The 25,127-nt window shown below is 40.0% G+C and carries 19 protein-coding genes and 2 pseudogenes; 15 read left to right on the top strand and 6 right to left on the bottom strand.

What is annotated here, in order from left to right; translation table 11 throughout:
- Positions 1–154: 154 nt before the first annotated feature.
- Complete coding sequence (locus AAHB12_RS19090) at positions 155–403, top strand: hypothetical protein (protein WP_342046511.1); 249 nt, start codon at positions 155–157, stop codon at positions 401–403.
- A gap of 423 nt (positions 404–826) precedes the next feature.
- Here the strand turns inward: AAHB12_RS19090 and AAHB12_RS31890 are convergent.
- Positions 827–979: pseudogene (locus AAHB12_RS31890) on the bottom strand (sunset domain-containing protein); the annotation flags it as partial.
- Between the two features lie 438 nt (positions 980–1,417).
- Here AAHB12_RS31890 and AAHB12_RS19085 point away from each other — a divergent pair.
- From AAHB12_RS19085 to AAHB12_RS19075, 3 genes are read left to right on the top strand one after another with little or no spacing between them, the layout of a single operon-like run.
- Complete coding sequence (locus AAHB12_RS19085) at positions 1,418–3,748, top strand: xanthine dehydrogenase family protein molybdopterin-binding subunit (protein WP_129726387.1); 2,331 nt, start codon at positions 1,418–1,420, stop codon at positions 3,746–3,748.
- A complete protein-coding gene (locus AAHB12_RS19080; RefSeq protein WP_342046510.1) occupies positions 3,735–4,568 on the top strand; it encodes an FAD binding domain-containing protein in 834 nt (277 codons plus the stop codon). The genes AAHB12_RS19085 and AAHB12_RS19080 overlap by 14 nt, the downstream gene beginning before the upstream one ends.
- Before the next feature lie 31 nt (positions 4,569–4,599).
- On the top strand, positions 4,600–5,055 hold the full coding sequence (locus AAHB12_RS19075) for a (2Fe-2S)-binding protein (RefSeq protein WP_342046508.1): 456 nt from the start codon (positions 4,600–4,602) through the stop codon (positions 5,053–5,055).
- Between the two features lie 252 nt (positions 5,056–5,307).
- Here AAHB12_RS19075 and AAHB12_RS19070 read toward each other — a convergent pair whose 3' ends face one another.
- Together AAHB12_RS19070 and psiE are read right to left on the bottom strand one after the other, a co-directional pair.
- Positions 5,308–5,451, bottom strand: a complete 144-nt coding sequence (locus tag AAHB12_RS19070; RefSeq protein ID WP_165350683.1) for a hypothetical protein — start codon at positions 5,449–5,451, stop codon at positions 5,308–5,310.
- A 394-nt stretch (positions 5,452–5,845) separates the two neighbouring features.
- The gene (gene psiE / locus AAHB12_RS19065; protein ID WP_446715586.1) at positions 5,846–6,313 is read right to left on the bottom strand and encodes a phosphate-starvation-inducible protein PsiE; all 468 of its coding nucleotides are present in this window, start codon (positions 6,311–6,313) and stop codon (positions 5,846–5,848) included.
- Positions 6,314–6,637: 324 nt separating this feature from the next.
- On the opposite strand from psiE, the gene AAHB12_RS19060 reads away from it, so the two are divergent.
- The 5 genes from AAHB12_RS19060 to gndA all read left to right on the top strand — a co-directional run bounded on the left by AAHB12_RS19060 (position 6,638) and on the right by gndA (position 13,929).
- Positions 6,638–6,937, top strand: a complete 300-nt coding sequence (locus AAHB12_RS19060; RefSeq protein ID WP_342046507.1) for a hypothetical protein — start codon at positions 6,638–6,640, stop codon at positions 6,935–6,937.
- A 1,228-nt stretch (positions 6,938–8,165) separates the two neighbouring features.
- Positions 8,166–9,668: a glucose-6-phosphate dehydrogenase gene (gene zwf / locus AAHB12_RS19055; protein ID WP_342046505.1), complete on the top strand. Its 1,503-nt coding sequence runs from the start codon at positions 8,166–8,168 to the stop codon at positions 9,666–9,668.
- A 36-nt stretch (positions 9,669–9,704) separates the two neighbouring features.
- Positions 9,705–11,720 (top strand): transketolase, encoded by a 2,016-nt coding sequence (gene tkt, locus AAHB12_RS19050; protein ID WP_342046503.1) that lies wholly within the window; start codon positions 9,705–9,707, stop codon positions 11,718–11,720.
- 19 nt (positions 11,721–11,739) lie between these two features.
- Positions 11,740–12,408 (top strand): fructose-6-phosphate aldolase, encoded by a 669-nt coding sequence (fsa, locus tag AAHB12_RS19045; protein ID WP_129726681.1) that lies wholly within the window; start codon positions 11,740–11,742, stop codon positions 12,406–12,408.
- A gap of 111 nt (positions 12,409–12,519) precedes the next feature.
- Positions 12,520–13,929 carry an NADP-dependent phosphogluconate dehydrogenase gene (gene gndA / locus AAHB12_RS19040; protein WP_342046501.1) on the top strand — a complete coding sequence of 470 codons (1,410 nt, stop codon included), beginning with the start codon at positions 12,520–12,522 and terminating at the stop codon, positions 13,927–13,929.
- A 186-nt stretch (positions 13,930–14,115) separates the two neighbouring features.
- Here the strand turns inward: gndA and AAHB12_RS19035 are convergent, their stop codons facing one another.
- Entirely contained in the window at positions 14,116–14,619 is a 504-nt protein-coding gene (locus tag AAHB12_RS19035) for a GNAT family N-acetyltransferase (RefSeq protein ID WP_342046499.1), read from the bottom strand.
- 510 nt (positions 14,620–15,129) lie between these two features.
- Between AAHB12_RS19035 and AAHB12_RS19030 the strand changes: the two are divergent.
- Positions 15,130–15,707, top strand: a pseudogene (locus tag AAHB12_RS19030) (isochorismatase family protein).
- Between the two features lie 56 nt (positions 15,708–15,763).
- On the opposite strand, the gene AAHB12_RS19025 reads toward AAHB12_RS19030, so the two are convergent.
- Positions 15,764–16,513, bottom strand: a complete 750-nt coding sequence (locus tag AAHB12_RS19025) for a YqcI/YcgG family protein (protein WP_342046528.1) — start codon at positions 16,511–16,513, stop codon at positions 15,764–15,766.
- 367 nt (positions 16,514–16,880) lie between these two features.
- Between AAHB12_RS19025 and AAHB12_RS19020 the strand changes: the two genes are divergently transcribed.
- The 5 genes from AAHB12_RS19020 to AAHB12_RS19000 all read left to right on the top strand — a co-directional run bounded on the left by AAHB12_RS19020 (position 16,881) and on the right by AAHB12_RS19000 (position 23,943).
- Positions 16,881–17,465 carry a hypothetical protein gene (locus AAHB12_RS19020; protein WP_342046498.1) on the top strand — a complete coding sequence of 195 codons (585 nt, stop codon included), beginning with the start codon at positions 16,881–16,883 and terminating at the stop codon, positions 17,463–17,465.
- A 454-nt stretch (positions 17,466–17,919) separates the two neighbouring features.
- A complete protein-coding gene (locus AAHB12_RS19015) occupies positions 17,920–18,447 on the top strand; it encodes a DinB family protein (RefSeq protein ID WP_342046497.1) in 528 nt (175 codons plus the stop codon).
- Positions 18,448–18,870: 423 nt separating this feature from the next.
- Positions 18,871–20,067 (top strand): MFS transporter, encoded by a 1,197-nt coding sequence (locus AAHB12_RS19010; RefSeq protein WP_342046496.1) that lies wholly within the window; start codon positions 18,871–18,873, stop codon positions 20,065–20,067.
- Positions 20,068–20,812: 745 nt separating this feature from the next.
- Entirely contained in the window at positions 20,813–22,288 is a 1,476-nt protein-coding gene (locus AAHB12_RS19005; RefSeq protein WP_342046495.1) for a protein adenylyltransferase SelO, read from the top strand.
- Between the two features lie 323 nt (positions 22,289–22,611).
- A complete protein-coding gene (locus AAHB12_RS19000; protein WP_342046493.1) occupies positions 22,612–23,943 on the top strand; it encodes a flavin monoamine oxidase family protein in 1,332 nt (443 codons plus the stop codon).
- Between the two features lie 229 nt (positions 23,944–24,172).
- On the opposite strand, the gene AAHB12_RS18995 is transcribed toward AAHB12_RS19000, so the two are convergent.
- Positions 24,173–25,072, bottom strand: coding sequence for an SDR family oxidoreductase (locus AAHB12_RS18995; RefSeq protein WP_342046492.1), 900 nt, complete (start codon positions 25,070–25,072; stop codon positions 24,173–24,175).
- Positions 25,073–25,127 lie beyond the last annotated feature (55 nt).

Genomic DNA, 25,127 nt, shown 5'->3' with positions numbered 1-25,127 from the left:
ATGGAGGTTTCTTTTATATCTTGTATATATTATAATGTGTGTCTATGCCTGCTAACATAAGGAGAAACACGTTAGAACAAAATATAACTGTCGCTCGTAGTTCATGTACGATTTGGCGGAAATTTGGTTAAAATGGAAGAGGGAAAATGATTCAATGAAGGTATTAGACTTTGCAAAAGCTAAAGAAGAAAAAGAAGCGCTGTCTCAAGTGAAGGAAATGCCAATTGATGATATTAGACAGCTTTCGCATGATGATTTATTAACTCGTTTGCAATCTTGTATTGATTGTCTGTCATTAAATAGGCTGTTCTCAGAAGAATGGAACTCTTATAGGAATCACATTGACGATTTAATGTTAATTCTGGATGAGCGCTTGAAAAAAGCAAAAAGACTCCCGTATTAGTGGGAGTCTATATAAGTTGAATTTAATTCTTGCACCTTCTTATTCAGTGACTAAATCATCATTCAAATTGCCTTTATAAGGTATTGTATTCTGTATGAATTTGTGCTGCAATGGGATTGTGAGAAAATATTTAGTTCAACTTATATAGATACCATAAATCATCGAGGGTTTGCAATGGTGCTTTACTACTACCTGTTGCTACTGTCGTTGCAAATGCTGTTAGGGCTGATGTAATAATTGGATCCATGATACTATCTCCATTCTTATTAGTACAAATATATCAAATATGACGATAAACACAAAAATATAATGGATAGTTTTTTGATCAAAACACCATTTTATACTAATCCAGAGGGGCAAAGATGCTCCTCTTTTTATTGTAGAAAGAAAACCACCGGCATTTCGGGGTGGATTTATCTATTTTTAACGCTTTGATTTTCTATATCCGGCAGATTGAGCTTCTGATTCTGTACAGAACATTTCTTCGGCATCCGTTTTGTCATAGAATGCCTGTCCTGGCATGTGATAAATTTTCTCCCCGTTTGAAGAGATGTTACCTTTAATATTACAATTCTGTTTTGGTGTTTGAGTTGCAAGCAGATAAATAGTTTTATATAACAACTAAAATGTATTATTTGATATTCAAGGGTATGAAAATGTTTATTTGGGAGATGGGTTTCAGCCAATAAAATGAATTTGAATTGGCAAGAAAAAATTGCAGATTCTAAGAATGGTTTTCCCACTAATATAAATAATGTAGGAACCTTTGCGTTTAATGCTCTTGCAAAACGGTGTTTTTGTAATGTGACAGGTAGCGGGGAGGTCAATTACTTGATATTTGGTGCTGTTAAACATTCTGTAAGTTTGATTAACATTACTGTTTTTAGAGTACAAGAATATGGAGATAAGAGGAATCGATGAAAAGGAGAGTTTGCTCCATTTTTTCATGAGGATAGAATTTGGAATCATTACATTGAAACGCTTCGTGACTAACGAAGGTTAGGAGGAAATGAATTGGAGGTAATCGGGAAAAGCGTCATTCGTAAAGAGGCGTGGGATAAAGTGAAGGGCCGGGCGAAATACACGAATGATTACCAATCCATTGGGATGCTTTCTTGTAAAAAGGTCATTAGTCCATACGGGCATGCTAGAATCACTGCAATAGACACGACAGAAGCGCTAAAAATGCCGGGAGTTAGGGCGATTGTCGCTGGAGAACATTTTCCGCTCACAGGTGAGGCAATTCGTGACCGTCCGCCAATTGCCGTAGATAAAGTCCGTTATCACGGGGAAGTAGTTGCACTGGTTATTGCAGAAACTCCAGACCAGGCCAGGGCAGCAGCCAATCAGGTTAAGGTCGACTATGAATTATTGCCAGTAGTAAATTCACCGACACAGGCATTTCAAGAAAATGCTCCCCTTGTTCATGAAAAGTTAGGCGAATACAAAAAGGAGGAGGATTCACACCCGGTTCCGGGAACAAACATTGCAACTCATATTAAAATTCGCAAGGGTAACATGGAACAAGGCTGGGCTGATAGTGAAGTAACGGTAGAAGCAAGTTATTCCTTTGCTCCTTCTGACCATGCAGCAATGGAAACAAGATGTTCGACTTGTGAGATTTTACCCGATGGAACAATCAATATAATGACCTCCTCCCAGGCCCCTTTTATGGTCAAAACACTTATAGCTGATTACTTTGGTGAGGATATGGGGAAAATCGTTGTTCACACACCGTTTGTAGGAGGAGCCTACGGCGGAAAGGCAGCTGTTCAGCTTGAAGTACTTGCCTACTTAGCATCGAAGGCTGTCGGCGGTCGGCCTGTAAAGGTCTGGAATGACCGTGAAGAGGATATCATTACCTCCCCAAGTCATATTGGTTTGGACGCAACAGTTAAAATTGGGGCCGATCGCAGCGGGAAAATTCAAGCTATGGAAATCCTTTATCTGTGGGACGGCGGTGCTTATTCCGATAAAGCTATTGATGTAACGAGATCAGGGGCAGTGGATTGCACAGGTCCTTACAATGTTGAGAATGTCTGGGGTGATTCGTATTGTATGTACACCAATCATCCATATGCATCCCCATTTAGGGGCTTTGCCCATTCCGAGCTTTCCTTTGTCATTGAAAGAACAATGGACTTACTTTCACAAAAGCTGCAGATGGATCCGCTTGAACTCCGTTATATAAATGCTATCCGTCCAGGAAACACGACACCGACAAGGGTTCCCTTAAATAAAAGTAATTTAGGAAACTTACCACAATGCATTGAGAAAGTAAGAGAGTTAATCCGATGGGAAGAAGGTCCAATCAAAGAGGTAAATGAGCGTTTTATTAGAGTAAAAGGTGTGAGCTGCAGCTGGAAAACGTCAACGATTGATGCTAACGCTCCCTCAGGTGCTATTTTAACATTTAATCGGGATGGAAGTATCAATTTAATGTCAGGACTTATTGAAATTGGAACGGGAACGAAGACTGTGCTGGCTCAAATTCTCGCTGAGAGACTTAAAATGGATGTCGATAACATTCATGTTCGAATGGAAGTTGATACCCAGACAATGCCAGAGCATTGGAAAACCGTTGCCAGCAGGGGAACATTTATGGCAGGCAGGGCTACCTTAAATGCCGCAGAAGATGTAATTAATCAATTGAAAGAAATAGCTTCATGTGTATTAAGAGCGCCAAAAGAAGATTTTGAAGTGGCAAATAGCCGGGTGTTTTTAAGGGATGATCCAGTGATCGGATTACATTTTAAAGATATTGGCTACGGTTATAAGTATCCAAATGGTAATGCGATTGGTGGTCAAATCATTGGTAGAGGAAATTATATATTACGCCATATAACACATTTAGATCCGGAAACGGGAGCTGGGAAACCAGGTCCGGAATGGTCCGTTGCAGCATATGGAGTAGAGATAGAATTTGACCGTCGGGATTATACGTATCGACTCATAAATGCTGCGACGGTGGTGGATGCTGGCCGGGTAATGAATGAAAAAGCGGCATTAGGTCAAGTGATGGGTGCAATGAGTATGGGGTTAGCGTTCGCTGGGAGAGAAACATTTTATTTTGATGAGCTTGGGAGAGTTTTGAATCCGCAGCTTCGGACGTATCGCCCGCTCCGCTATGGAGAGAATCCTCATTACTTGGTTGGTTTTGTAGAAAACCCGCAGATTGATGCGCCATATGGAGCCCGTGGAATAGGAGAGCTAGGATTAATGGGAATGCCTGGGGCCCTTGGGAATGCGTTGTCCGTGGCTGCTGGTGTTTCGCTTTATAATTTGCCATTAATTCCAGAATTGATTTGGAAAGCAAAGGAGGCAGCAAAGAATGCTTCCGTTTGATTTTGATTATTATAAACCATCTTCCCTTCAGGAGGCTGTTAATTTATATCAGTACCTAAGCCAGCAAGGCAAGAAGCCTATGTTTATATCAGGTGGAACGGAATTAATTACGCTTGGCAGAATTAACTTAGTCTATACGGAAGCGGTTATTGATGTAAAAGAAATTGCTGAAAGCAAAGCCATGCAATTTAGCGGAGAATATCTCGTGCTGGGAAGCTCAGTCACTCTTACTGAACTTAGCGAGGAGAATCTATTCCCTTTATTATCTAAAACGGCAAGTGAAATTGCTGATCATACTGCTCGGGTGAAAATTACGCTTGGCGGGAATATATGTGCGCAAATTTTTTACCGTGAAGCCGTTTTACCTTTTTTGCTCTCTGACAGCCAAGTAGTCACGGTTGGACCGGAAGGAACTAGGGTGACCCCTATTAATGAGATATTTCGGGAACGGCTGCAGCTTTCATCGGGCGAGTTTCTTGTACAAATAGCAACAGAAAAACGATTTACTGAGGCACCGTTTTTTACCTTCAAAAGACGCCAACAGTGGGATACTGGTTATCCATTAATAACAATCGCAGCTTTAAAAATCGATAATGAGATCAGGGTAGCTTTAAGTGGACTCTGTCCTTTTCCTTTTCGATCACAGGGGGTAGAAGCAGCTTTAAACAATAAAGAATTGCCAGAATCCGAAAGAATTGAACGCGCACTAGCTTCATTACCAGAACGGATTTTAGATGATGTCGAAGGTTCAGCAAACTATCGCTTATTTGTATTGCGAAATTTATTGTTGGATGTTTTAGAATCATTAGATAAGGCATGAGTAGGGAGGAAGATGAAGGGAGGCTAAATGCTTGAAAACACAAACAATCGTGTTGAGTATCAACGACGAGGATCAGACGATTACGGTAAGAGCGGCAGACACTCTTTTGTTTACACTAAGAGGAAAGTTGGGCTTAACTGGCGCAAAACCAGGTTGTTTAAATGGTGATTGCGGAGCCTGTACGGTGAATGTTAACGGCCGGCCGATGAAATCATGCTTGATGCTCACCGTTGAAGCGGTTGGAAAAAAGATTACAACAGTTGAAGGATTGAAGGACTCCCCGATTCAACGTGCATTTGTAGAAAACTTTGCGTTCCAATGCGGCTATTGTACACCTGGCTTTATCATGAACTGCCATTCACTGATCGAGCAGCATCCCGATGCTGCTGATAAAACAATTAAAGAATGGCTGGCATCAAATATATGCCGGTGCACCGGCTATGCTGAAATTGAGAAAGCGGTAAAATCCGTTCTGGAAGAGAAATAAGTAGTTGTTTTGTTGCAATCGAGTTGTTTAGAACACGTAAAAAAGGATTTCGCCTGTCGGCGAAATCCTTTTTTGAGTTATCAGAGTTTCTTAATATGCTTATGGAGTTAAGATAGAGCTACCTCACGTTCCAAGTTAGCTGATTGGACTTGAATTTAAGGTTGGAGGTGGTCTTTCTACATCTTAATCCACTCAGATTAGTTCATTTTATAAGAGCGAGGGATATAGATATATAGTTCAATGTCGATTATATTATGCTTGAAGTGATTTCTGCTTTGATTTATTGATATTTTCAACAGTCATCCTCATTTCCGCGACAAGAAAGAGGAGATACACATAAACAGCTTCTAATAAGCATAGGGTGTTTTTCTTTAGGTTTGCTAGAAATAATTTCATATGGGTTGTCCTCCTTGTGTCTAGTAGGGATATCAGTATCATACTATTGATTATCCGCACAATGTGACTTAATGTCAGGTTTTCTATCATGGTTTTTTCATAGCTCTTGGGGAGTAATAAGGGAGAGGAGAGGAAGCGTAGATATTAAAAACTATGTTTTAGGATACCTGAACTGTAACTTGGTCTCTTGTATGCTAAAACATATAGGAAAGGGGAAATGGATATCTTACCTGCAAAAGCCGAGTAGATTGTGGTGCAAACGGGGAAAGCATTGATAGCCCCGGAGAGAAAAGGAAACCAATAGCTATTAAACTCACAAAATAAATTCCCCCTAGAACAAATAAACTGCTGAGTTCACTCGTCTTGGGGGAGTTCTTTAGTTTAATACTATACTTCAAGATTCTTTATTAGGAGGTTTTCTAGAGGATGTTTTATTAATAATGTAATAGCTTAAGATTAAAATAAGGATAACGAAAGCGTGTAGTAATGTATTGAAGGGGTTATCATGATCAACGATGATTAAGCGGAGCATTGCTGTAATACCAATATAGAGAAAGTATCTCATTGGAAAATGGTAATTTTCCCGAAAGTATTTTACAATCATTGAAATAAATTCAAAATAGAGAAAAAAGACAAGAATCTGTTCGAGGAAATTGTGAAAATTAGTTGTTTCAGATGTGATAATAAATTCTACAAAATGAAAAATTTCCTTAGCCATTAAAATACATAAAACCGTGGCAAGTATGATTAATGATGCATTTAAGACAAATTGTAATATCGATGGGACAGCGGTACGAAAAGTAGGAAGTTTGCTGAATTCAAAAATTGCTTTTTGCGAGGTCATTCTCCAAGTATCTCTCATTCATCAATCCCCCCTTTATCATAAATTACTTTTATATTATCAGCTGAAATAGAAATTTAGTTAAAAAGTGGAACATTATCTAACACATAAAATAAAAAATGTAAGAAAATATTACAATACAAAACCTAATGAACCAGTCTTATGTTAATGGATGAATGGTATTCCATAACGGCTTTGTATGATACATACACATTTCTATTAAGCTTTTTACATAAACAACAAGAAAGTTACAAAAAATTTAAAAATTTGCTTCACTCTGATGATAAAAGCAGTTCCTATGCCTCTTCCTTTTATAATAGATAGGACAATGGAGAAAGGATGGTTATGGTGGAGGCATTTGAATTAAAAGTTGAAGATTATGAACGAGCACGCGATGATTATGACAATTTGTTGCGAAAGATTGATGAAAAAGCGGTTGAAATTGTGCGCATTTTATTTGAAGAAGAAAAAGAAAAAAAGCTTTATATAAGATGGGAATACGGCACGTCATTTGTTCATAGCTCTAATGTGATCGTATTACTAAGATCAGACGGTTCCCCTATTTACTTGGAGCGAAACGAAGTGATGGGGATCATTGATACAATTGACCGATTATATAAAGATACCCTGGTAATAAACAATTAAAAAAAGAACGGGATATCTCGTTCCTTTTCAAATTAGTAAGGACGATTAAAAAGGATTTCGCTGGGCAGTGAAATCCTTTTTGAGATGTAGAAAAAATCTGAGTTTTTAAGTTTTTTGATTCGGTATGAATGGAGTATAGGCGTTTCGGACCAGTGATCTCCCTCTGTTAAGGGAAAAGGAGCGTTAGGGATATAGCTGATATGGCGGCTTGTTACACGGTCAACAATTATCGGTAGAGGAAAGACAGACATAACAGGTAAGTTTTCCGTTGTTGTTCCCGGGCAAAAGTAGAGGTAACTGTAAAGGATAGTGCAGGGAATTATAGCCTGTACACAATGGGAACGGTAGTACGGTGAGTGAAAGATTAAATGTATATAATGCACCTATGCTTTGTTATAAAAGGTTACATTTGAGAAGAGTGCGAAAACAGTAATTAGGCTAAGTACACTAATGCTAATGGATGTACATTAGGAATGGTTGTAGCTTTTGCAGGGATGGGGTAACTCATCCTTTTTTCTTTATAAATATAATTTTTCGGAAACGTGGAATCGCAATATTGTTTTAGCTATGGATTATGATAAAATTTCAAATGAGCTCGCGTTGGATAGATTTTACTCTTTGTTGAAGTTATCATTTTTTCAGTATATACATAATTTTCGTTCCGTAAAGTATTTGTTTGCAGTTTAAAATGATTTAAATTCTAGCGCGAAATGAATTTATATCAACTCATAGTAAATTAAAATCCTTTCAATTACATTCTAATTAATCAATAATAATTTCAACTGGGATCTATTCTCTTCTGCTTCTGTATGGCTGAGTCTATTTAATTGATATTTTTAAAAAATATATTATATAATACTTAACAAAGTTAACTTTATTCAAGTTTCCTAAACATTTCAACCTTATTTTTCAATATAAACAAATTAGAAATTTTGAAAATATATGAATATTGGATTAAAAAAGGATTGAAAGGTATAAATAAAGGTTGTATGATACGTATTGTTACTTTTATTGTTATAAGTTATTACATTTAAAGTTATGTTTTTGAGTGCCACGACTATGCTTTGGACTTTGATAAGCACAAGGGGACTTCTTAGAGGGGGGACTACAGCTAGAGAAACGGCATCAGGTGCAGGAGACGGGATGACAGGCGCTAGAGCTATTGAGGAGATATCTCTGTACAAGCACCTTTCGAGGAAATGTTTCAAATAAGAAGGAGGAATAAAAAGTGGACTCTATGACTTTTGTTCTATTTGGAGCGACAGGAGATTTAGCTAAGAGAAAAATTTACCCAGCTTTATATAATCTATTTATAGATCAAAAATTGCCTCAATCGATTTCTATTATTGGTTTAGGTAGAAGAGAATTATCTGATGTCACATTTCAAAATCATGTGGAGCAATCGATAGAAACATTTTCTAGGAGAATAGAGAATGATTATTCCAAAATGGGAGAGTTTCTTGATGCTTTCCGTTACAAGGCCTTAGATGTAACAAACACTGAAGATTACAGGGCTTTATTGAATTTTGTTGAGCGACGTGAGGAAGAATTAAATATTCCAGAAAATCGAATGTTTTATCTTTCTGTTGCACCAGAATTTTTTGATGGGATTGCTTTAAATATTAAGGAGAGTGGATTAGGTTCGACAAAAGGCTGGAAACGTCTGATTATTGAAAAGCCATTTGGACATGATTTAGAATCTGCTCGTGATTTAAATGCAAAGCTAAGCAAAGCCTTTGAAGAAGAAGAAATTTATCGGATTGACCATTATCTTGGAAAACCAATGGTTCAAAACCTGGAAGCTTTAGCATTTGCAAATCCTGTTCTGCAAGCATTATGGAATAATCAATATATTGCTAATGTGCAAATTACAGCTAGTGAAACAGTTGGGGTAGAGGAGAGAGCTGGGTATTATGATGGAGTAGGGGCTATTCGTGATATGGTGCAAAACCATATGTTACAGCTGCTGATGATGACAGCTATGCATCTGCCAAAACAAATTAGCGCAAACGATATCCGTGAGGAAAAGAGAAAGGTTATGGAATCCCTTCGTCCATTAAAAAAAGAAGATGTAGGCTTACACGTCATGCGCGGTCAATATAGCGCAGGGGAGATTAATGGTCAGTCGGTTGCTGGGTATACAGATGAGCCTGGGATTGAAGTCTCTTCTCAAAATGACACTTTTGTGGCTGCTAGGTTGTGGATTGATAATCCGTTTTGGGCTGGAGTACCTTTCTATATTCGTACAGGCAAAAGAATGAAAGAAAAATCTACTCGTGTCGTAATCGAATTTAAAGATTCGTTAAAAGAGTTATATAAAGATCGAAATGAGCAAACAGAGCCTAATCTTTTGATCATCGAAATCAATCCGAATGAAAATGTTTCTCTACAGCTCAATAGTAAAAATCCATTAAATGATGGAAAGATGGAGCCTGTGAGAATCCATTTTGCGTCAGAACAAGAAGGTGTACCTGAGGCTTATGAACGGTTGATTTTTGATGCGATTCGTGGCGATTCCACGTTCTTTGCTCATTGGAAAGAAGTTGAATTGTCTTGGGAGTGGGTGCAGCCAATCTTAGAAGCCTTTGAGGAGAATCTTGTACCGCTTCATTTATATGAGGCAGGTTCATATGGCCCTGAGGCGGCTCATCACTTGCTGAAAGAGGATGGATTTAAGTGGTTGTTAGATAAAGAATCCCTTAAAACTTCAGAGTTAGCTCTACAAGCTTAACTATAGAAACAAAATGACAAGGAGAGAGTAAACGTTATGAATTCTAACATTGAAACATTGGCTATTAATACGATTCGAACTTTATCAATCGACGCTATCAATCAAGCAAATTCCGGTCATCCAGGTCTTCCGATGGGTGCTGCTCCAATGGCGTATGCACTATGGGCGCATCATTTGGATCATAATCCTGCAAATGCAAAATGGTTTAACCGGGATCGTTTTGTTCTTTCCGCGGGACACGGCTCTAGCTTGCTGTATAGTTTGCTTCACTTGGCTGGATATGATGTATCTCTAGATGACTTGAAGAGCTTCCGAAAATTAAACAGCAAAACACCAGGACACCCAGAATTTGGTCATACAGATGGAGTGGAGGCAACGACAGGTCCTTTAGGACAAGGGATTGCGAATGCGGTCGGGATGGCGATGGCGGAAGCACATTTAGCTGCGAAATTTAATCAAGACGGATTTCCTGTCATTGACCATTACACATATGCCTTAGTTGGTGACGGAGATTTAATGGAGGGTGTCGCTTATGAGGCGATGTCGATGGCTGGTCATATGAAACTAGGAAAATTAATTGCTTTATATGATTCAAATGACATCTCTTTGGACGGTTCCTTAAATCTTTCATTTGCCGAAGATATTCAAAAACGAGCAGAATCTGCTCATTGGCAATATTTACGTGTGGAAGATGGAAATAATGCCACAGATATCGCAAAGGCGATTGAATTAGCAAAACAAAATCCAGATCAGCCGACCTTAATTGAGATTAGAACGATTATTGGTTATGGCAGTCCAAAAGTTGCCGGAACAAACAAAGCGCATGGAAATCCGCTTGGAGAAGAAGAAGCGAAAGCGACAAAGCAAGTGTACGGCTGGCATTACGAAGAGAATTTCTTTGTTCCAGAAGAAGTAAAAGCCCATTTTGCCGAATTAAAGCAAAAAGGGATTGGAAAAGAAGAGCAATGGAAGGAATTGTTCCGTTCGTATAGAGAGGCTTATCCTGCGCTAGCAAATGAACTAGAACAAGCGATTACAGGTGAGGTTCTCATTGAGGCAAAAGATATTTTGTCATTTGATACAGGGAAAGCTGTTTCAACTCGCGTGGCGAGCGGAGAAGCAATTAACCACTTTGTGAAATCGATTCCTGCTATTTTTGGAGGAAGCGCAGATCTTTCCCATTCTACTATGACTGATATCAAGGGAGAGGCAGCATATGCAGTAGAATCCTTTAGCGGACGAAATGTCTATTTTGGCGTTCGTGAGCATGCGATGGGGGCAGCCGGCAATGGGATGGCTCTTCATGGCGGGGTAAAGCCTTATGTAAGTACCTTCTTTGTGTTCAATGATTACTTAAGACCTTCTATTCGTCTCGCTGCTTTGCAAAAGCTGCCGGTTACGTATGTGTTTACCCACGATTCAATTGCGGTCGGAGAAGATGGTCCAACTCACGAGCCGATTGAGCATCTCGCTGCTCTTCGTGCGATTCCTGGTCTTACAGTCATTCGTCCATCAGATGCAAACGAAACAGCGAATGCTTGGGCATATGCTTTACAGCAAACAGATGGTCCGGTTGCTTTAGTACTGAGCCGTCAAAACCTGCCTGTATTCCATGAAACAGAGGCGAACATCGAGAATCTTTCTAAAGGAGCTTACGTGTTAACACAAACGGATGAAAACCCAGACGTGATTCTGATTGCTACAGGTTCGGAAGTGTCCCTGGCTGTGAATGCAAAAGCTGAACTGGAAAAAGAGGATGTATCCGTTCGTGTTGTGGCTATGCCGAGCTGGGAGCTGTTCGATCGTCAATCAAAAGAGTATAAGCAGCTTGTTCTCCCTGCTTCTGTTACGAAGCGTGTGTCACTCGAAATGGGTATTTCCCTTGGCTGGGAACGCTATGTAGGATTCGAAGGAGAAATTTTATCTATTGAAACATTTGGGGCTTCAGGAACAGGAGCTGAGGTTATGGAGTTGTTTGGATTTACAACAGAAAACGTTGTTCAAACTGCAAAAAGTCTGCTTCAAAATACAAAAAGTCTACTGCATTTTTAAAACTAGGAGGAAATGAATGATGAAATTTTTTATTGATACTGCAAATCTTACAGATATTCAAAAGGCATATAGAATTGGTGTGTTAGCTGGTGTTACAACCAATCCTTCCTTAGTAGCTAAAGAAGGCGTAAAATTCGAAGATCGTATTGCGGAAATTTGCCAAGCAGTTCCGCGTGTAGAATCAGTTTCGGCTGAAGTCACTCCCGATGCGGTTACAGCTGATGAAATGATTGCGCAAGCTGAAGAACTGATCAAAATTAACGGCGGAGATGAAAAGGTTACAATCAAACTTCCTATGACATTGGCTGGTTTGGAGGCTTGCCGTTATTTAGCAGACAAAGGTGTGAAAACGAATGTTACGCTTATTTTCACAGTAAACCAAGCGCTGTTAGCAGCTCGCGCTGGAGCAACGTATGTATCGCCATTCTTAGGCCGTTTGGATGACATCTCTGAGGACGGTGTACAATTAGTAGCAAAAGTAGCAGAGCTATTCCGTGTTCATAACTTTGATACGCAAATCATTGCGGCATCTGTTCGTCATCCAGATCATGTGACTCGTGTAGCAATGGCTGGCGCTCATATTGCAACGATTCCGTACGCAGTCATTGAGCAAATCTCCAAGCACCCGCTAACAGATCAGGGCATGGAAAAGTTTGCTGCTGATTGGGCGGCAGCTCCTAAAAATTAAGAGTAGCAATTTCATGGTTCTTCATAGGGCGTTAGGTTCTATATGAATACTAACGCTCTCATGTATATGACTATGGGTAAGAAAATTTGATGCAAGAAAGAAGGATTAACTATGTCAAAGCAACAAATTGGGGTTGTCGGTGTCGGTGTTATGGGCAAGAGCCTTGCGCTGAACTTTGAGAGCAAAGGCTATTCTGTTGCCCTCTACGATATTTCAGAGGAAAAAGTAAATGAAATTCTCAAGGAACATCATGATAAAAATCTTGTAGGGACACATAAAATTGAAGATTTCATTAACTCTTTGGAATCCCCCCGTAAAATTCTTCTGATGGTGAATGCAGGAGATATTACAGACAAGGCAATTGATTCTTTATTTCCTTATCTAGATAAAGGAGATATTTTAATTGATGGCGGCAATACGTATTTCGTCGATACAGTTCGCAGAAATAAACGTTTGGCTGAGAAAGGTATTCATTTTATCGGTGCAGGTGTTTCTGGGGGACAAGAGGGTGCATTAAAGGGACCATCAATTATGCCTGGGGGACAAAAAGAGGCATACGAACATGTGAAGGAGATGCTTGAGGGTATTTCTGCGAAGGTGGATGGCGAGCCGTGCTGTTCCTATGTAGGGCCAGATGGCGCAGGCCACTATGTAAAAATGGTTCATAACGGAATTGAGTATGGAGATATGCAGTTAATTTGCGAAGCATACTTTTTCTTAAAACAAACATTAAATTTAAGTGCAGAAGAATTTCATCAGATCTTTACAGAGTGGAATCAAGGCGAACTGGAAAGCTATCTCATTGAGATTACCGCCAATATTTTCACAAAGAAGGATGAAGAAACAGGCAAGCCGTTAGTAGATCTGATTTTGGACATGGCGGGACAAAAGGGAACAGGAAAATGGACAAGTCAGAATGCGCTTGATTTAGGATCAGCGCTTCCGATTATTACAGAATCCGTTTTTGCCCGTTATCTATCTGCTGTAAAAGAAGAGCGGGTGCATGCGAGCGAAGTATTATCTGGTCCTACAGAAAAAGCAGCACTTGCAATTGGAAAGGAACAATTGATTGAAGCGGTACGCCAAGCTTTATATATGAGTAAAATTTGTTCATATGCGCAAGGACTTACCCAATTGAAGGATGCCTCAGAGCAATATGACTGGAATCTTGATTTAGGAAGTATCGCTATGCTATGGAGAGGCGGATGCATTATCCGGGCAGGATTTTTACAAAATATCAAGGAAGCGTATGACCATAATCCGAGCCTGCCAAATCTTCTGCTTGATCCGTACTTTACAGAAATTGTCGGGGCCTATCAGGGAGGACTACGACAAATTATTGCGATAGCAGCGCAGCAAGGAGTTCCAATTCCTGCATTCTCAGCAGCTTTATCGTATTATGATAGCTATCGCACGGCAACCTTGCCTGCAAACTTACTGCAAGCGCAGCGGGATTATTTCGGGGCACATACGTATAAACGAATAGATAAAGAAGGTATCTTCCACACAAACTGGATTTAAAAAGCGGGGAACGAAATACTAGAAGGAAGAAGTGACGGACGTTTGAAATGGCTTTATGTCCGTTCACTCCTTTCTTCTGTTTAATGTACAGCGCTTCCATACCGAGTGTGATATGTTCATACGTAACATCAATCTTGCTTATAGCAAAGAAACCTTGGCTGTTAGGCTTTTTTACAAGATTTTCGTTTATTTAAAAGAAAGGCGGTATGCTCTCACGACGATACCGTCAGCTGCAGGCTGAAAATCAAATTGAGGCAGCCGTTCAAAACCGAACTGTTCATATAAATGGATTGCATTTTTCATAAACTCTCCAGTATGTAATCCGATTGAACGGAAGCCTTTCGATTTCGCTCGTTGAATACATTCAGAAATTAAAGCGGCTGCGATTCCTTTCCCCCGAGCCTCTGGCGTTACCGCAAGCATCCGTATTTCAGGATAATCCAACTCATCAACCAAACCGTCATATGCATCAGTTTTCGCTGGAAATAAAACAGCGCTGCCTACTACTTTACCATCTAGCTCGGCAACCAATCGTTCAACTCCTGCTTGTGTAGCTGTGTCCGATACGATTGCTTGTTTTAGAGCGTTCCAATGCCCCTCCGGAAGCACTTGTGCATATTCTTTATAAGCGTTAATTCTCTGTTCTTGAATATAAGATAATTCTCCTTTTAGAGCATCTCGTATCCTCATAATCTACGAACTCCTTCGTAACATATTTTAGTCCTATGAAAAAAAGTTATATTCTATTTACATCTATAAGGAACTATAGCATAGGTAGTGTTTATGTTAATACCATTTTCGGGAAAATAGATAAATAAAGCTATTGAATTTTATCAAGAAATAGGTGAGAGCATCCCCTTCTCAATCATGTGAAGGAGCGTTAGCAAGTAAGTAGCGGATAGTTCAGGTTAGTATTTTGGTGTCTAAGTTTTGTTATAAAAACAGGTGAATAAAGGTGGGAGATTGCAGTCTCCCTTTTGGAATAAAGCCTGTCCTCGATCGAGTTGTTGTTCTGTGAAGGAGTATGACAGACCATTTATAGAACGGTGGATTAGGGAGTTACCAGTAGGGAGGATTTATCTCGGCAGGTTTATTCGTTTTCCTTTGGTTACAATGTCTCACCGGTTTGATAAACAACACTAAAAAACGTACATAAAACATAGCAGCAATCATTTCTTATTTATGTTAGGAGAAGAGATAATGAGCAAATTCATTAGCATACCGATATTAATGATACTAGATGTTCAAAAAGGCTTCGTCGATCCCTATTGAGGGAAGCGAAATAATCCTCAAGCCGAGGAAAATATTTTACGATTGCTAACAGAATGGCGTAAACGTAAGTGGAAAATCATTTATTCCAAACATTTATCTGTTTTGCCGCAATCACCGCTCTATCATAAAAATAAGAATGCAACAGACATTAAGGAGGCGCTTCAGCCTCAAGAGGGTGAAGTCGTTTTCACAAAAAATGTAAACAGTGCTTTCATTGGTACTGAACTAGAATCTTACTTACGAGAGCAGCAAGTTAAATCAGTTATTATGACAGGCCTTTCGACACAGCATTACGTTTCTACAACTACCCGGATGAGCGGGAATCTAGGCTTTGATACGTATGTGGTCTCTGATGCAATCGCGGCCTTTGCTTTGAGATAACGGATCCCAAGGGTGCTCTCCATTCTCCTGATGCAGTCCAAGAGGTAGAACTTGCCACTCTGTATAAAGAATTTGCGACAATACTAACGACTGACGAAATTTTGAGTCAATTGGAGAGCTTATGATAAAGAAGCACAAAAAGCACAGGATGATTCTGCGCTTTTTTCTTGCTTATAAATAATCATCTTAGTTTTAAAAACTTTAAGAAACGGTGGTAGGGACACTTTGACAATGATGAATCATCATCTCTTAAAAAATATTGCTTCCACTCATAGTTATCCTCTTTACCGTAGCTGTTTAAATCAAGGTGAATAGGGATGGAGTCATAATTCTCTAACCGGTTTCTTACCATAATTTTTATTCGCTCGGCATAGGAGGGTGACTTATTAAATTCCTGTAATACCCATCTAGGTGTAATGGCGAGCATCATAAAGTCAAAATGTCTGCTCTTTCTATTTTCGTGAGATGGGGTCGCACAATACATGAAATATTGTTCTCCATGATAACAGAATTCCCAAATAGGATCATGTGGGTCAGTCGGAATGTCTGTTGGCCATTCTATATCGTCTATCGCACTTAGTCCGCTTAGTTGTTGCCAGAATAGTTGTTCATATTGTTCAACATGGTATGTTTCTTTCATATCCTGTGGTGTTTCATAAAATATGATGAGGGAAGTATAGTTGCCAAATTGTCTTGAAGTTTGAGTGAACACGCTTAATAGCTCAGCAAGCTCATGTAATGTAGAATCTTTCCGAGGATCACCTATAAAGCCATAACGCAGTTGATTTAAGGAGAAGCCGATTGTAGCTGGTATACAAGGAAATGGTTTCTTTTTATCAGTCATTTTCTCTTCGAACTTTTCTAGGGCAGCCCTTTTCCAGTCATCGAGCTGATTTCTAAGAGTGGAATCATCTGTATATAAGAGTTTAATAATAATCACCTCACAATAACTTCTATAATGTATTCGAGGCAGGGATAATTGGGATGACGTCCGTCTATATTTGGGCATTTATACTTGAATGCCTAACAAATTCCTTGTTTATACTGCTGCTAAAAGATTTTGCTTGCTTCAGTCTAGAGGGATAAATGTGTTTAAGTCCATCGAGCTGGAGATTTTGAGCTATCGGTTCCAAATCAGATCTATGATTGCAGGGGGTTAAATCTAGGGGAAATACTACCTTGAACAGACTACCTACTAAAAGAATTACACAGAAGATATATATAAATATGCTCAAGCATTCCCTCAGAAAGTCATAACCCTTCGCGTTTGGTATTAACCTTATAAAGGAGGGATGCTTATGAGCTTTAGAATGAAAGTCGTCCGTACCTTTAGCAGCCAGCATCATATCACAACACATCGATATTCAAAAACTAAAAAGCTCGTCCTAGGCAGTTTGTTGGGGGCGATAGCAGCGATTCTTCAATCTGCAGGGTTAATTGCTGGGATTGGATATGTTTTTAGTATGTTAGCGACAGGTCCTATTGTTCTTGCGACTGTTCTATCTGCTCGCATTGGATTTTTGACATATATATTGACCTCTTTATTGTTGGTAATTATACAGCCCACTGAAGTACTTATTTTCCTTTTTACAACTGGGCTCTTAGGGATTAGCTTAGGTATGAGCTTTAAATTCGTAAAGAATAGTGCATTGGTTTATTTGATAGCAGGAGCATGTCTGGCATTTGGGATTGCTATTTTACTGTATGTGTTTCAATTTCCTTTTCTAGGCCCTTCAATTACAACTCAAGTAAACGGAAAGGTTATTCTTGGCTTACTTATCTTTTCTGTTTTGTACAGTGCGATATGGATGAAGATATCTGTGTTAGGTATGAGGAAGCTGAATAAAAGGATGCTCAGAAACGTGACCTTTGAAAATCAGTAAGGACTTGTAGAGGCTGTATTGGCAATAATCCGGCCTTTTATAAATTGGAGAGAACCAAGCGAACTGCTTGGTTCTTCTTGCACTTTAAGAAAGTATAAATTTCTAGCTGGAGGACAATTCGACGTAGCGGGAAATTTTAGGAAGAAAGTATAAGTACAACTACGCCTCTGTCTTCGCCCAAGAGCAGGGCTCGCCAATCGGCGAGTTTTCTTTATTGCATTGGAAGCAATCAACTCATGAAGCTCTAAGGTTTCATGCCAAGCCAAAGCTTTTGCCCTGTTATTCATCTCTCTCCTTCTGACCGAATTTCATGGTCGTGTATGTCCGAATAGAAAAATGGGTGCCTGTATTGTTTAGAGGGTACGACCTGAATACAAGCTTATACAGTACAGGTTCTATTGATGGACACAGCATAGTGAGGTCAGTACAATGAATGATAGAAAGGAGCGGTTAGATGAATTTTAATTTAAAAGAAGCTATGGAGATTCTGGAGCGCACACCACAAACATTGGAGTGCTTTTTATCTGGCTTATCTGATGAATGGCTGAAATGCAATGAAGGGGAAGGAACTTGGAATGTCTCCGAAGTGATTGAGCACCTCATTGAGGGGGAGAAAACGAATTGGATACCGAGGTTAGAAATGATTCTTCAGGAAGGTGAAAGCAGACCATTTCCCTCATTTGATCGTTATTCGCACTTAAATGAAACGTCTGAAGGATCAATTGAGCAAAAGGTGCTTGAGTTTAAAATGATTAGAAAACAAAATATAAACAAGCTCAAAGTTCTAATCAAGCCTGAACTGCATCTTGAATTGACGGGCGTACACCCTGCATTCGGTGTAGTGAAGGTAAGAGAGTTGATTTCTACGTGGGTTGTTCATGATTTAACACATATTGCTCAAATTGTACGAGTGATGGCTGAGAGATATCGGACAGATGTGGGCCCTTGGAAAGAATATTTAGGTATATTGAAAAAGGAATAATGAACATTCAATTCGTTAATCGATAGCTACGCAGCACGATGCCGGGTCAAATGGAACATCCGGTTCCCTTTGTTTAATGGTTGTTATTAGGATATTTGCAATGAAGCAATAGTTAGCAAAACACTGAGACGCTTGCTCGAGTACTATGAGCAAAATGGTAGAGCGATTAGAGAAGAATAGGATTGTCTATCGAGCATCTAGTCAAAAGACACACAGATCAAAATAGTTGTCCTGAGTGAAAACGAAGAAAGATTATCGCGGAAAGGGAAAAGCTATGGGTACATAATCTTTTCAATACTTTCTTACTGAAGAGAAAGGAAACTTTTTTAACCCGATAGAAAAGTTGGTATGTTATATGCCAAAGAAGAGAGAAAATATAAAAACAATCTGATGCAACAGTCCTTTGAAAGGGAGGTGTGCAGTTTGAACTGGAAAAGAACATTAGTCATTTTATGGATATCTGATTTATGCTGTGCGATGGGAATGAGTTTAATTTTACCTTTCCTTCCTTTGTATATTGAACAATTAGGGGTTCATCAAATGGAAGCAGTGGTACGATGGACGGGCTGGATTTTTGCCTCTCAATTTATTGTTGCTGTCTTCTTTCAACCTCTTTGGGGATCAATGGCAGACAGGTATGGTCGAAAGGTCATGCTCTTGAGAGCTGGATTTGGGATGGGGATTGTTACAGCCTTGATGGGGTTAGTGAATCATCCTTGGCAATTACTTGTCTTGCGGATGATTAACGGGGTTTTCTCCGGATTTATTTCTATGTCGGTTTCTCTTCAAGCTTCCGTTACCCCCAATGAACAGTCAGGTCGGGCATTGGGTACTTTACAGACAGGGCTTATTGCCGGAAATTTGTTAGGTCCTTTAGCGGGCGGGATTTTAGCTGAGAAAATAGGCTATCATCATATCTTCTTTTTAACAGGCGCTTTTCTCTGTACAGCAGGTCTCCTCATCCTGTTCTTTGTACATGAAGAACATCAACCTGTGGCACAAGTAAAGCAGAAAAATAAAGTAAGCTGGGAAATGATCAAACCATTACTTCCAGTTTTTATTGCTTCCTTTGTTACGAATGTAGGAATGATGAGTATTGAACCGTTAGCCACAGTCTATGCTAAAACATTATATCACGGTGTGCATTTAGAATTTTTCTCCGGACTTGTTGTTTCAATTACAGGAATGGCTAATCTTATTGGAGCGCCTACTTTAGGGCGAATTGGCGATAAAATTGGTCAAAGAAAGGTATTAGCCTTTGCTTTATTGATGGCTGCTCTTGCATTTATCCCGCAAGCATTAGCAGGGAATCTAACCACCTTATTGGTTGGACGCTTCCTTCTGGGGTTATTTATCGGAGGCATGGTACCTTCTCTTAATGTTTTAGTAAAAAAATTGGCTCCGACTGAAATTCAAGGTACTGTCTATGGCCTCAACAGTTCTTCGCTTTTTTTAGGGAATTTTGTCGGACCTCTAATCGGCAGCCATGTTGCCGCTACATGGGGAATACGGTCTGTCTTTTATGTTACAATGAGCGTTCTCCTCATTAATTCTGTTGTGGTTTATTTTAACCGCTTCCTAGAGCCTAATGTATCTAGAGAAAGGAAAATGGCTTCTTAAAAAGAGCGAAAACCCTGTTTAATGAAGTATATCTGCTGCTGATCTGTACTAAAATTTGTGAAAGCATGTTGTTTTGGTGATTTTATTAAGGCCCATGTTGAGAGGTTGAATGATTACTGAGCAACATTGTAGTGAGGGAGGAGTACTTTTCACATTATGTAAATCACTGGTATATAGTTGTATAATACAAATAGTGGGGAGTTGTGTTGTCATACAACTATTTGCAAATAAAGTTGGTTTTTAACACTTTAAGAAAGTATAAATTTCTAGCAGGGAGACCATTCGACGTAGTGAGGAATTTTAGGAACAAAGTATAAGTGCAACTACGCCTCTGTCTTCGCCTAACGGCTCGCAAATCAGCGAGTTTTCTCTAGGAATCCTGAAAGAAGTCCCTTCCTCAAGCATGTGAAGGGCACAGCAGCAAGCGGAACAAACACTGGAAACGGATCTGTTCCAAACAGGTAACAGCAATTGGGGCTTCGGAAAACTGAAACAGAAGGAGCAGGAGCGTAAGGACAACCATCCAAACGATAAAAGATAGAGACATGGCTTATACCTTTAGCCTTTATACTAAAGAAAATACATAGCGAACGAAGTTCTTTTGTTGAGCCAAATGGTATAATAAATTGGAAGAAGTAGACACTAAAAGGGGTTTCCTTATGCCCATATAGAAGTAGATAACTACAAAACTCATTTGAGTTGTATTTATGCAAAAGAAAAAGCTGAAAGAATAAAGGGAGATACGATGACCGAGAAAGAAGGAATCATAAAAGCAGGATGGAATTTAGACAATAGTTATTCCCGTTTACCGAAATCATTTTTTTCAAGCCTCAATCCAAACCCTGTACGCTCACCGAAGTTGGTTATTCTGAATAGTGCGCTGGCAGCATCCTTGGGGTTGAATGCCGAGGCTTTGCAAAACAATGATAGTGTAGAGGTATTTGCTGGAAACCGCGTCCCAGAGGGAGCTTTTCCGCTTGCGCAAGCTTACGCAGGTCACCAGTTTGGACATTTTACGATGTTAGGAGACGGCCGGGCTCTGCTGCTTGGCGAGCAGATTACTCCTGAAGGTAAGCGAGTTGATATTCAGCTCAAGGGTTCAGGAAGAACGCCATACTCCCGCCGAGGCGATGGCCGGGCGGCACTTGGACCGATGCTGCGAGAATACATTATTAGCGAAGCGATGCATGCGCTTGGTATTCCTACTACCCGCAGCCTAGCAGTAGTAACAACCGGTGAGTCAATATTCCGTGAAACAGAGCAGCCTGGTGCAATTTTGACCCGTGTGGCCGCCAGCCATCTGCGTGTGGGCACTTTTCAATATGCTGCAAACTGGTGCACTGTCCAAGAGCTTCAAACCCTTGCTGATTATACATTAGAAAGACATTTTCCAGGCAGTGACACTGCCTCAAACCGTTATCTTTTTCTGCTTCAGGAAGTGATGAAGCATCAGGCCGATTTGATTGCCAAATGGCAATTGGTTGGTTTTATTCATGGAGTGATGAATACCGACAATATGGCTCTTAGTGGAGAAACGATTGATTATGGTCCTTGTGCCTTCATGGATACGTATGATCCAGCAACGGTGTTCAGCTCCATTGATGTGCAAGGTCGCTATGCTTATGGCAATCAGCCATATATTGCCGGTTGGAATCTTGCCCGATTTGCAGAAGCACTATTACCGCTGTTGCATGATAATGAAGATCAGGCTGTTGAACTGGCTCAGAATGAGCTTTCGAAATTTATCGAGTTGTATCATAATACCTGGCTTAGAGGAATGAGAGCAAAGCTGGGAATATTTAATGAAGAAAAAGAGGATGAGTCCTTGATTGAGGGTCTCCTCAGTATGATGCAGGAGCATCGTGCAGACTATACAAATACCTTCCGTGCATTAACCTTTCATACACTAGAAGATACCGCCCTGTTCGGAATCCCGGAATTTAATCAGTGGTATGAGCGATGGCAAGCAAGGCTAAGCAGGCAGCCGGAATCAAAAGACTCCTCGCATGAGCTGATGCGAAACAGCAATCCTGCAATAATCCCTCGGAACCATAGGGTAGAAGAGGCGCTGGAAGCTGCGGTGGAACAAGGAGACTATAGCGTTATGCAGCGGCTGCTCCATGTTCTTTCAAGCCCTTATGCACACTCATGTGAACAGGCTGAGTATTCTACACTGCCTGCGCCATCAAATCGTCCTTACCGAACTTTTTGCGGTACCTAATGTGAACTACCACGAACCTAAAGTATCGTGATTTTACGCCCGCAAATATAAAAGCATTGGGTATAGAAGGATATTTGCAGATTAAAAATGTTAATTGTTCCGTAAAGAGGCGCTGCCCACTGAATGGGGAGCGTTTTTTCTTACTGTAGGAAAGTATAAATTTCCAGCTAGAAGTCATTCGACGTAGTCGGAAATCTTAAGAATACAGTGTAAATGTAACTACGCCTCTGTCTTCGCCCAAGAGCAGGGCCCGCCAATCGACGAGTTTTTCTTTATACATTTGTAAGAAAGTTTTGTACATGTAAGATGATAAGGAGAATTTTATGAAAGAAGCGGATGTGGTCATTGTTGGTGCCGGATTTGCGGGACTTTCAGCCGCGTGGGAACTAACAAAAAGAAAAGTAAATATTGCTGTAATCGAAGCTATGGATCGTGTAGGAGGACGTGTACATAGTTTTCAAACAAAGGATGGCGTAACGGTGGATCTTGGAGCACAATGGGTCGGGCGCCAGCAAAAACGCATGCAGTCTTTTACCAAAGAATTTGGTTTGTCTCTTGTGAGTACTTATACAAAAGGGAAAACAACGTATAATCTAGGAGGAACGATAAAAAAAGTAGCAGGGGAAAATCCGCCACTGTCATCTGAGGGACTTTTTGATTTATCTCAACTCAAATGTAAAATGGAAAGCTTGGTAAAGGAATTGCCTGAACAAGAAATATGGAAATCGCCCTTGGCAAAAGAAATCGATACATATACTTTAGATGCTTGGATTCAAAGCAATTTGTTGACAGAAGAGGGAAGAGATTTTTTTCGTTTATTTGCAGAAGTGATGTGTGTGGAACCTTATGAACCTTCAGCGTTAGATTTTTTATGGTGCTTAAAAACGAGCGGCGGTTTTCAGCAAGTTTTAACAGCAGAAGAAGAATGGTTTGCAGAAGGAGCACAGACACTTGCTTTAAAGATGGCAGATGCAATAAAGGATCATATATACGTAAGTACACCAGTTAAAAAGATTGAGTACAATAAAAATAATGTGCTTGTTTTTTCTGAAAAACAAGTTTGGAAAGCGAAGAAGGTAATTGTTGCTGTTCCGCCAAGTATTAGCGACCGGATTGAATATGATCCACCTCTTCCAGCAGGCCGAGATTTAATGACACAAAAAATCGGGCAATCATCGGTTAGAAAAATGATTCTTATTTATGAAAAACCTTTTTGGCGGGAAGAAGGTTTAAACGGTCTCGCACAATGTGACAGAGGCTTAGTTCGGTTTGTTGCAGATAGCTCGCCGAATGATGGGACAAAAGGGGTTTTAACGGTTCTCTCTGGAGGAAGGCATGCGAGAGAACTAGCGGGATTTGAAAAGCACGATCGTAAGCAAATCGTTTTAAAAGAGATGAGTTCCTTGTTCGGTCCAAAAGCTGGACAGCCGATAGCATTTTATGAAAAAGATTGGACGGAACCATGGATTCGAGGCGGATATTCTGCCCATTTTCCTCCTGGAATTATTACCGCTTTTGGAGAATGGCTGCGAAGACCGATTGGACCGATTCATTGGGCGAGTACGGAAACAGCAGATGAGTGGAAATTCTATATGGAAGGCGCTGTACGATCAGGAGAACGCGCGGCAAAGGAGGTGTTTGATACGCTGAAGTGAAGAATTGTTTTAATTTTGCTCTGTAGTAGTGGGAATGAAGAAATATTCAATAACAGTAATAGATTTATGCTTTTACAAATTGATGCTGGTATCCAAGGGAACAATGAGGAGATGATAGTGCTTTTATCCAATATTTAGATGAGCCTATAGGTAGTATCAAATGGCTCGAATCTAAATTGGTTTGAGCTGTTGATTATGACATTTAACTGTCGGTCATAACTTCTTCTCCTCACGTTGTAACCATTTGGCCGCCATTTACATGAATTGTTTGTCCAGTTATATAGGAACCGTCATCTGATGCTAAAAGTACATAGACTGGGGCAAGCTCATACGGCTGTCCCGCACGCTTCATTGGCACATCTGCTCCAAATGTTTCAATTTGCTCTGACGATTGAGATGCTGGTTGTAAAGGAGTCCAAAATGGACCAGGAGCAACTGCGTTCACTCGAATCCCTTGTTCAACAACATTATTAGCCAATGCCCTAGTATAGCTGACAATGGCTCCTTTTGTTGCAGAATAATCAATTAGGTCTTCACGCCCAACATATGCAGTGACCGAAGCGGTATTCACGATACTGCTTCCAGCGGACATATATGGAAGTGCGGATTTTGTCATATGGAAAAAAGATAAGATATTTGTATCAAATGTAGTTCTTAGCTGCTCATCACTAATGTCTAATAAGCTCTTTTGAACAAACTGCACACCAAGATTATTGATAAGAACGTCAACTCTGCCAAACGAATCTACGGCTTTCTTTACAACATGTTGGCAAGCCTCTTCTTTTCTTAAATCCCCAGGTATTAATAAGCAATGCCTTCCTAAATTCTCAACTGCCTGTTTCGTTTCCGCCGCATCCTGGTGCTCATCGAAATACGCAATAACAATATTGGCTCCTTCCTTGGCGAATGCAACTGCAACTGCCCTTCCGATACCGCTGTCTCCACCGCTGATAATAGCCGCTTTGTCCTTCAGTTTGCCGGTACCGATGTAGTTTGGGTTATCATAAATTGGGCGAGGCAACATCAAATATTCAAGTCCCGGCTGCCTGTATTGCTCCTGTGGCGGAAAAGTCAAAGGAATCTCCTTACATTTTATTTTTGAACCATAATAAGGATATTTCGGATTCATACCAAATCCCCTCCCAGCCTCTTTTTCAGGTTAGTATATTCTGCCCAGTTAAATA

It is taken from the genome of Bacillus sp. OTU530 (genome assembly GCF_038440375.1).
Note: the sequence above shows the minus strand (reverse complement) of the source record. Positions and strands in the feature narration are given on the sequence as shown.

Coding starts and splice junctions, on each gene's coding strand:
- fsa (WP_129726681.1), top strand. CDS start 11,740: ATGAAATTTTTTATTGATACTGCAAATCTTACAGATATTCAAAAGGCA.
- AAHB12_RS19020 (WP_342046498.1), top strand. CDS start 16,881: ATGAGCTTTAGAATGAAAGTCGTCCGTACCTTTAGCAGCCAGCATCAT.
- AAHB12_RS19060 (WP_342046507.1), top strand. CDS start 6,638: ATGGTGGAGGCATTTGAATTAAAAGTTGAAGATTATGAACGAGCACGC.
- AAHB12_RS19080 (WP_342046510.1), top strand. CDS start 3,735: ATGCTTCCGTTTGATTTTGATTATTATAAACCATCTTCCCTTCAGGAG.
- gndA (WP_342046501.1), top strand. CDS start 12,520: ATGTCAAAGCAACAAATTGGGGTTGTCGGTGTCGGTGTTATGGGCAAG.
- AAHB12_RS18995 (WP_342046492.1), bottom strand. CDS start 25,072: ATGAATCCGAAATATCCTTATTATGGTTCAAAAATAAAATGTAAGGAG.
- AAHB12_RS19015 (WP_342046497.1), top strand. CDS start 17,920: ATGAATTTTAATTTAAAAGAAGCTATGGAGATTCTGGAGCGCACACCA.
- AAHB12_RS19000 (WP_342046493.1), top strand. CDS start 22,612: ATGAAAGAAGCGGATGTGGTCATTGTTGGTGCCGGATTTGCGGGACTT.
- psiE (WP_446715586.1), bottom strand. CDS start 6,313: ATGAGAGATACTTGGAGAATGACCTCGCAAAAAGCAATTTTTGAATTC.
- AAHB12_RS19070 (WP_165350683.1), bottom strand. CDS start 5,451: ATGAAATTATTTCTAGCAAACCTAAAGAAAAACACCCTATGCTTATTA.
- AAHB12_RS19090 (WP_342046511.1), top strand. CDS start 155: ATGAAGGTATTAGACTTTGCAAAAGCTAAAGAAGAAAAAGAAGCGCTG.
- AAHB12_RS19005 (WP_342046495.1), top strand. CDS start 20,813: ATGACCGAGAAAGAAGGAATCATAAAAGCAGGATGGAATTTAGACAAT.
- AAHB12_RS19035 (WP_342046499.1), bottom strand. CDS start 14,619: ATGAGGATACGAGATGCTCTAAAAGGAGAATTATCTTATATTCAAGAA.
- tkt (WP_342046503.1), top strand. CDS start 9,705: ATGAATTCTAACATTGAAACATTGGCTATTAATACGATTCGAACTTTA.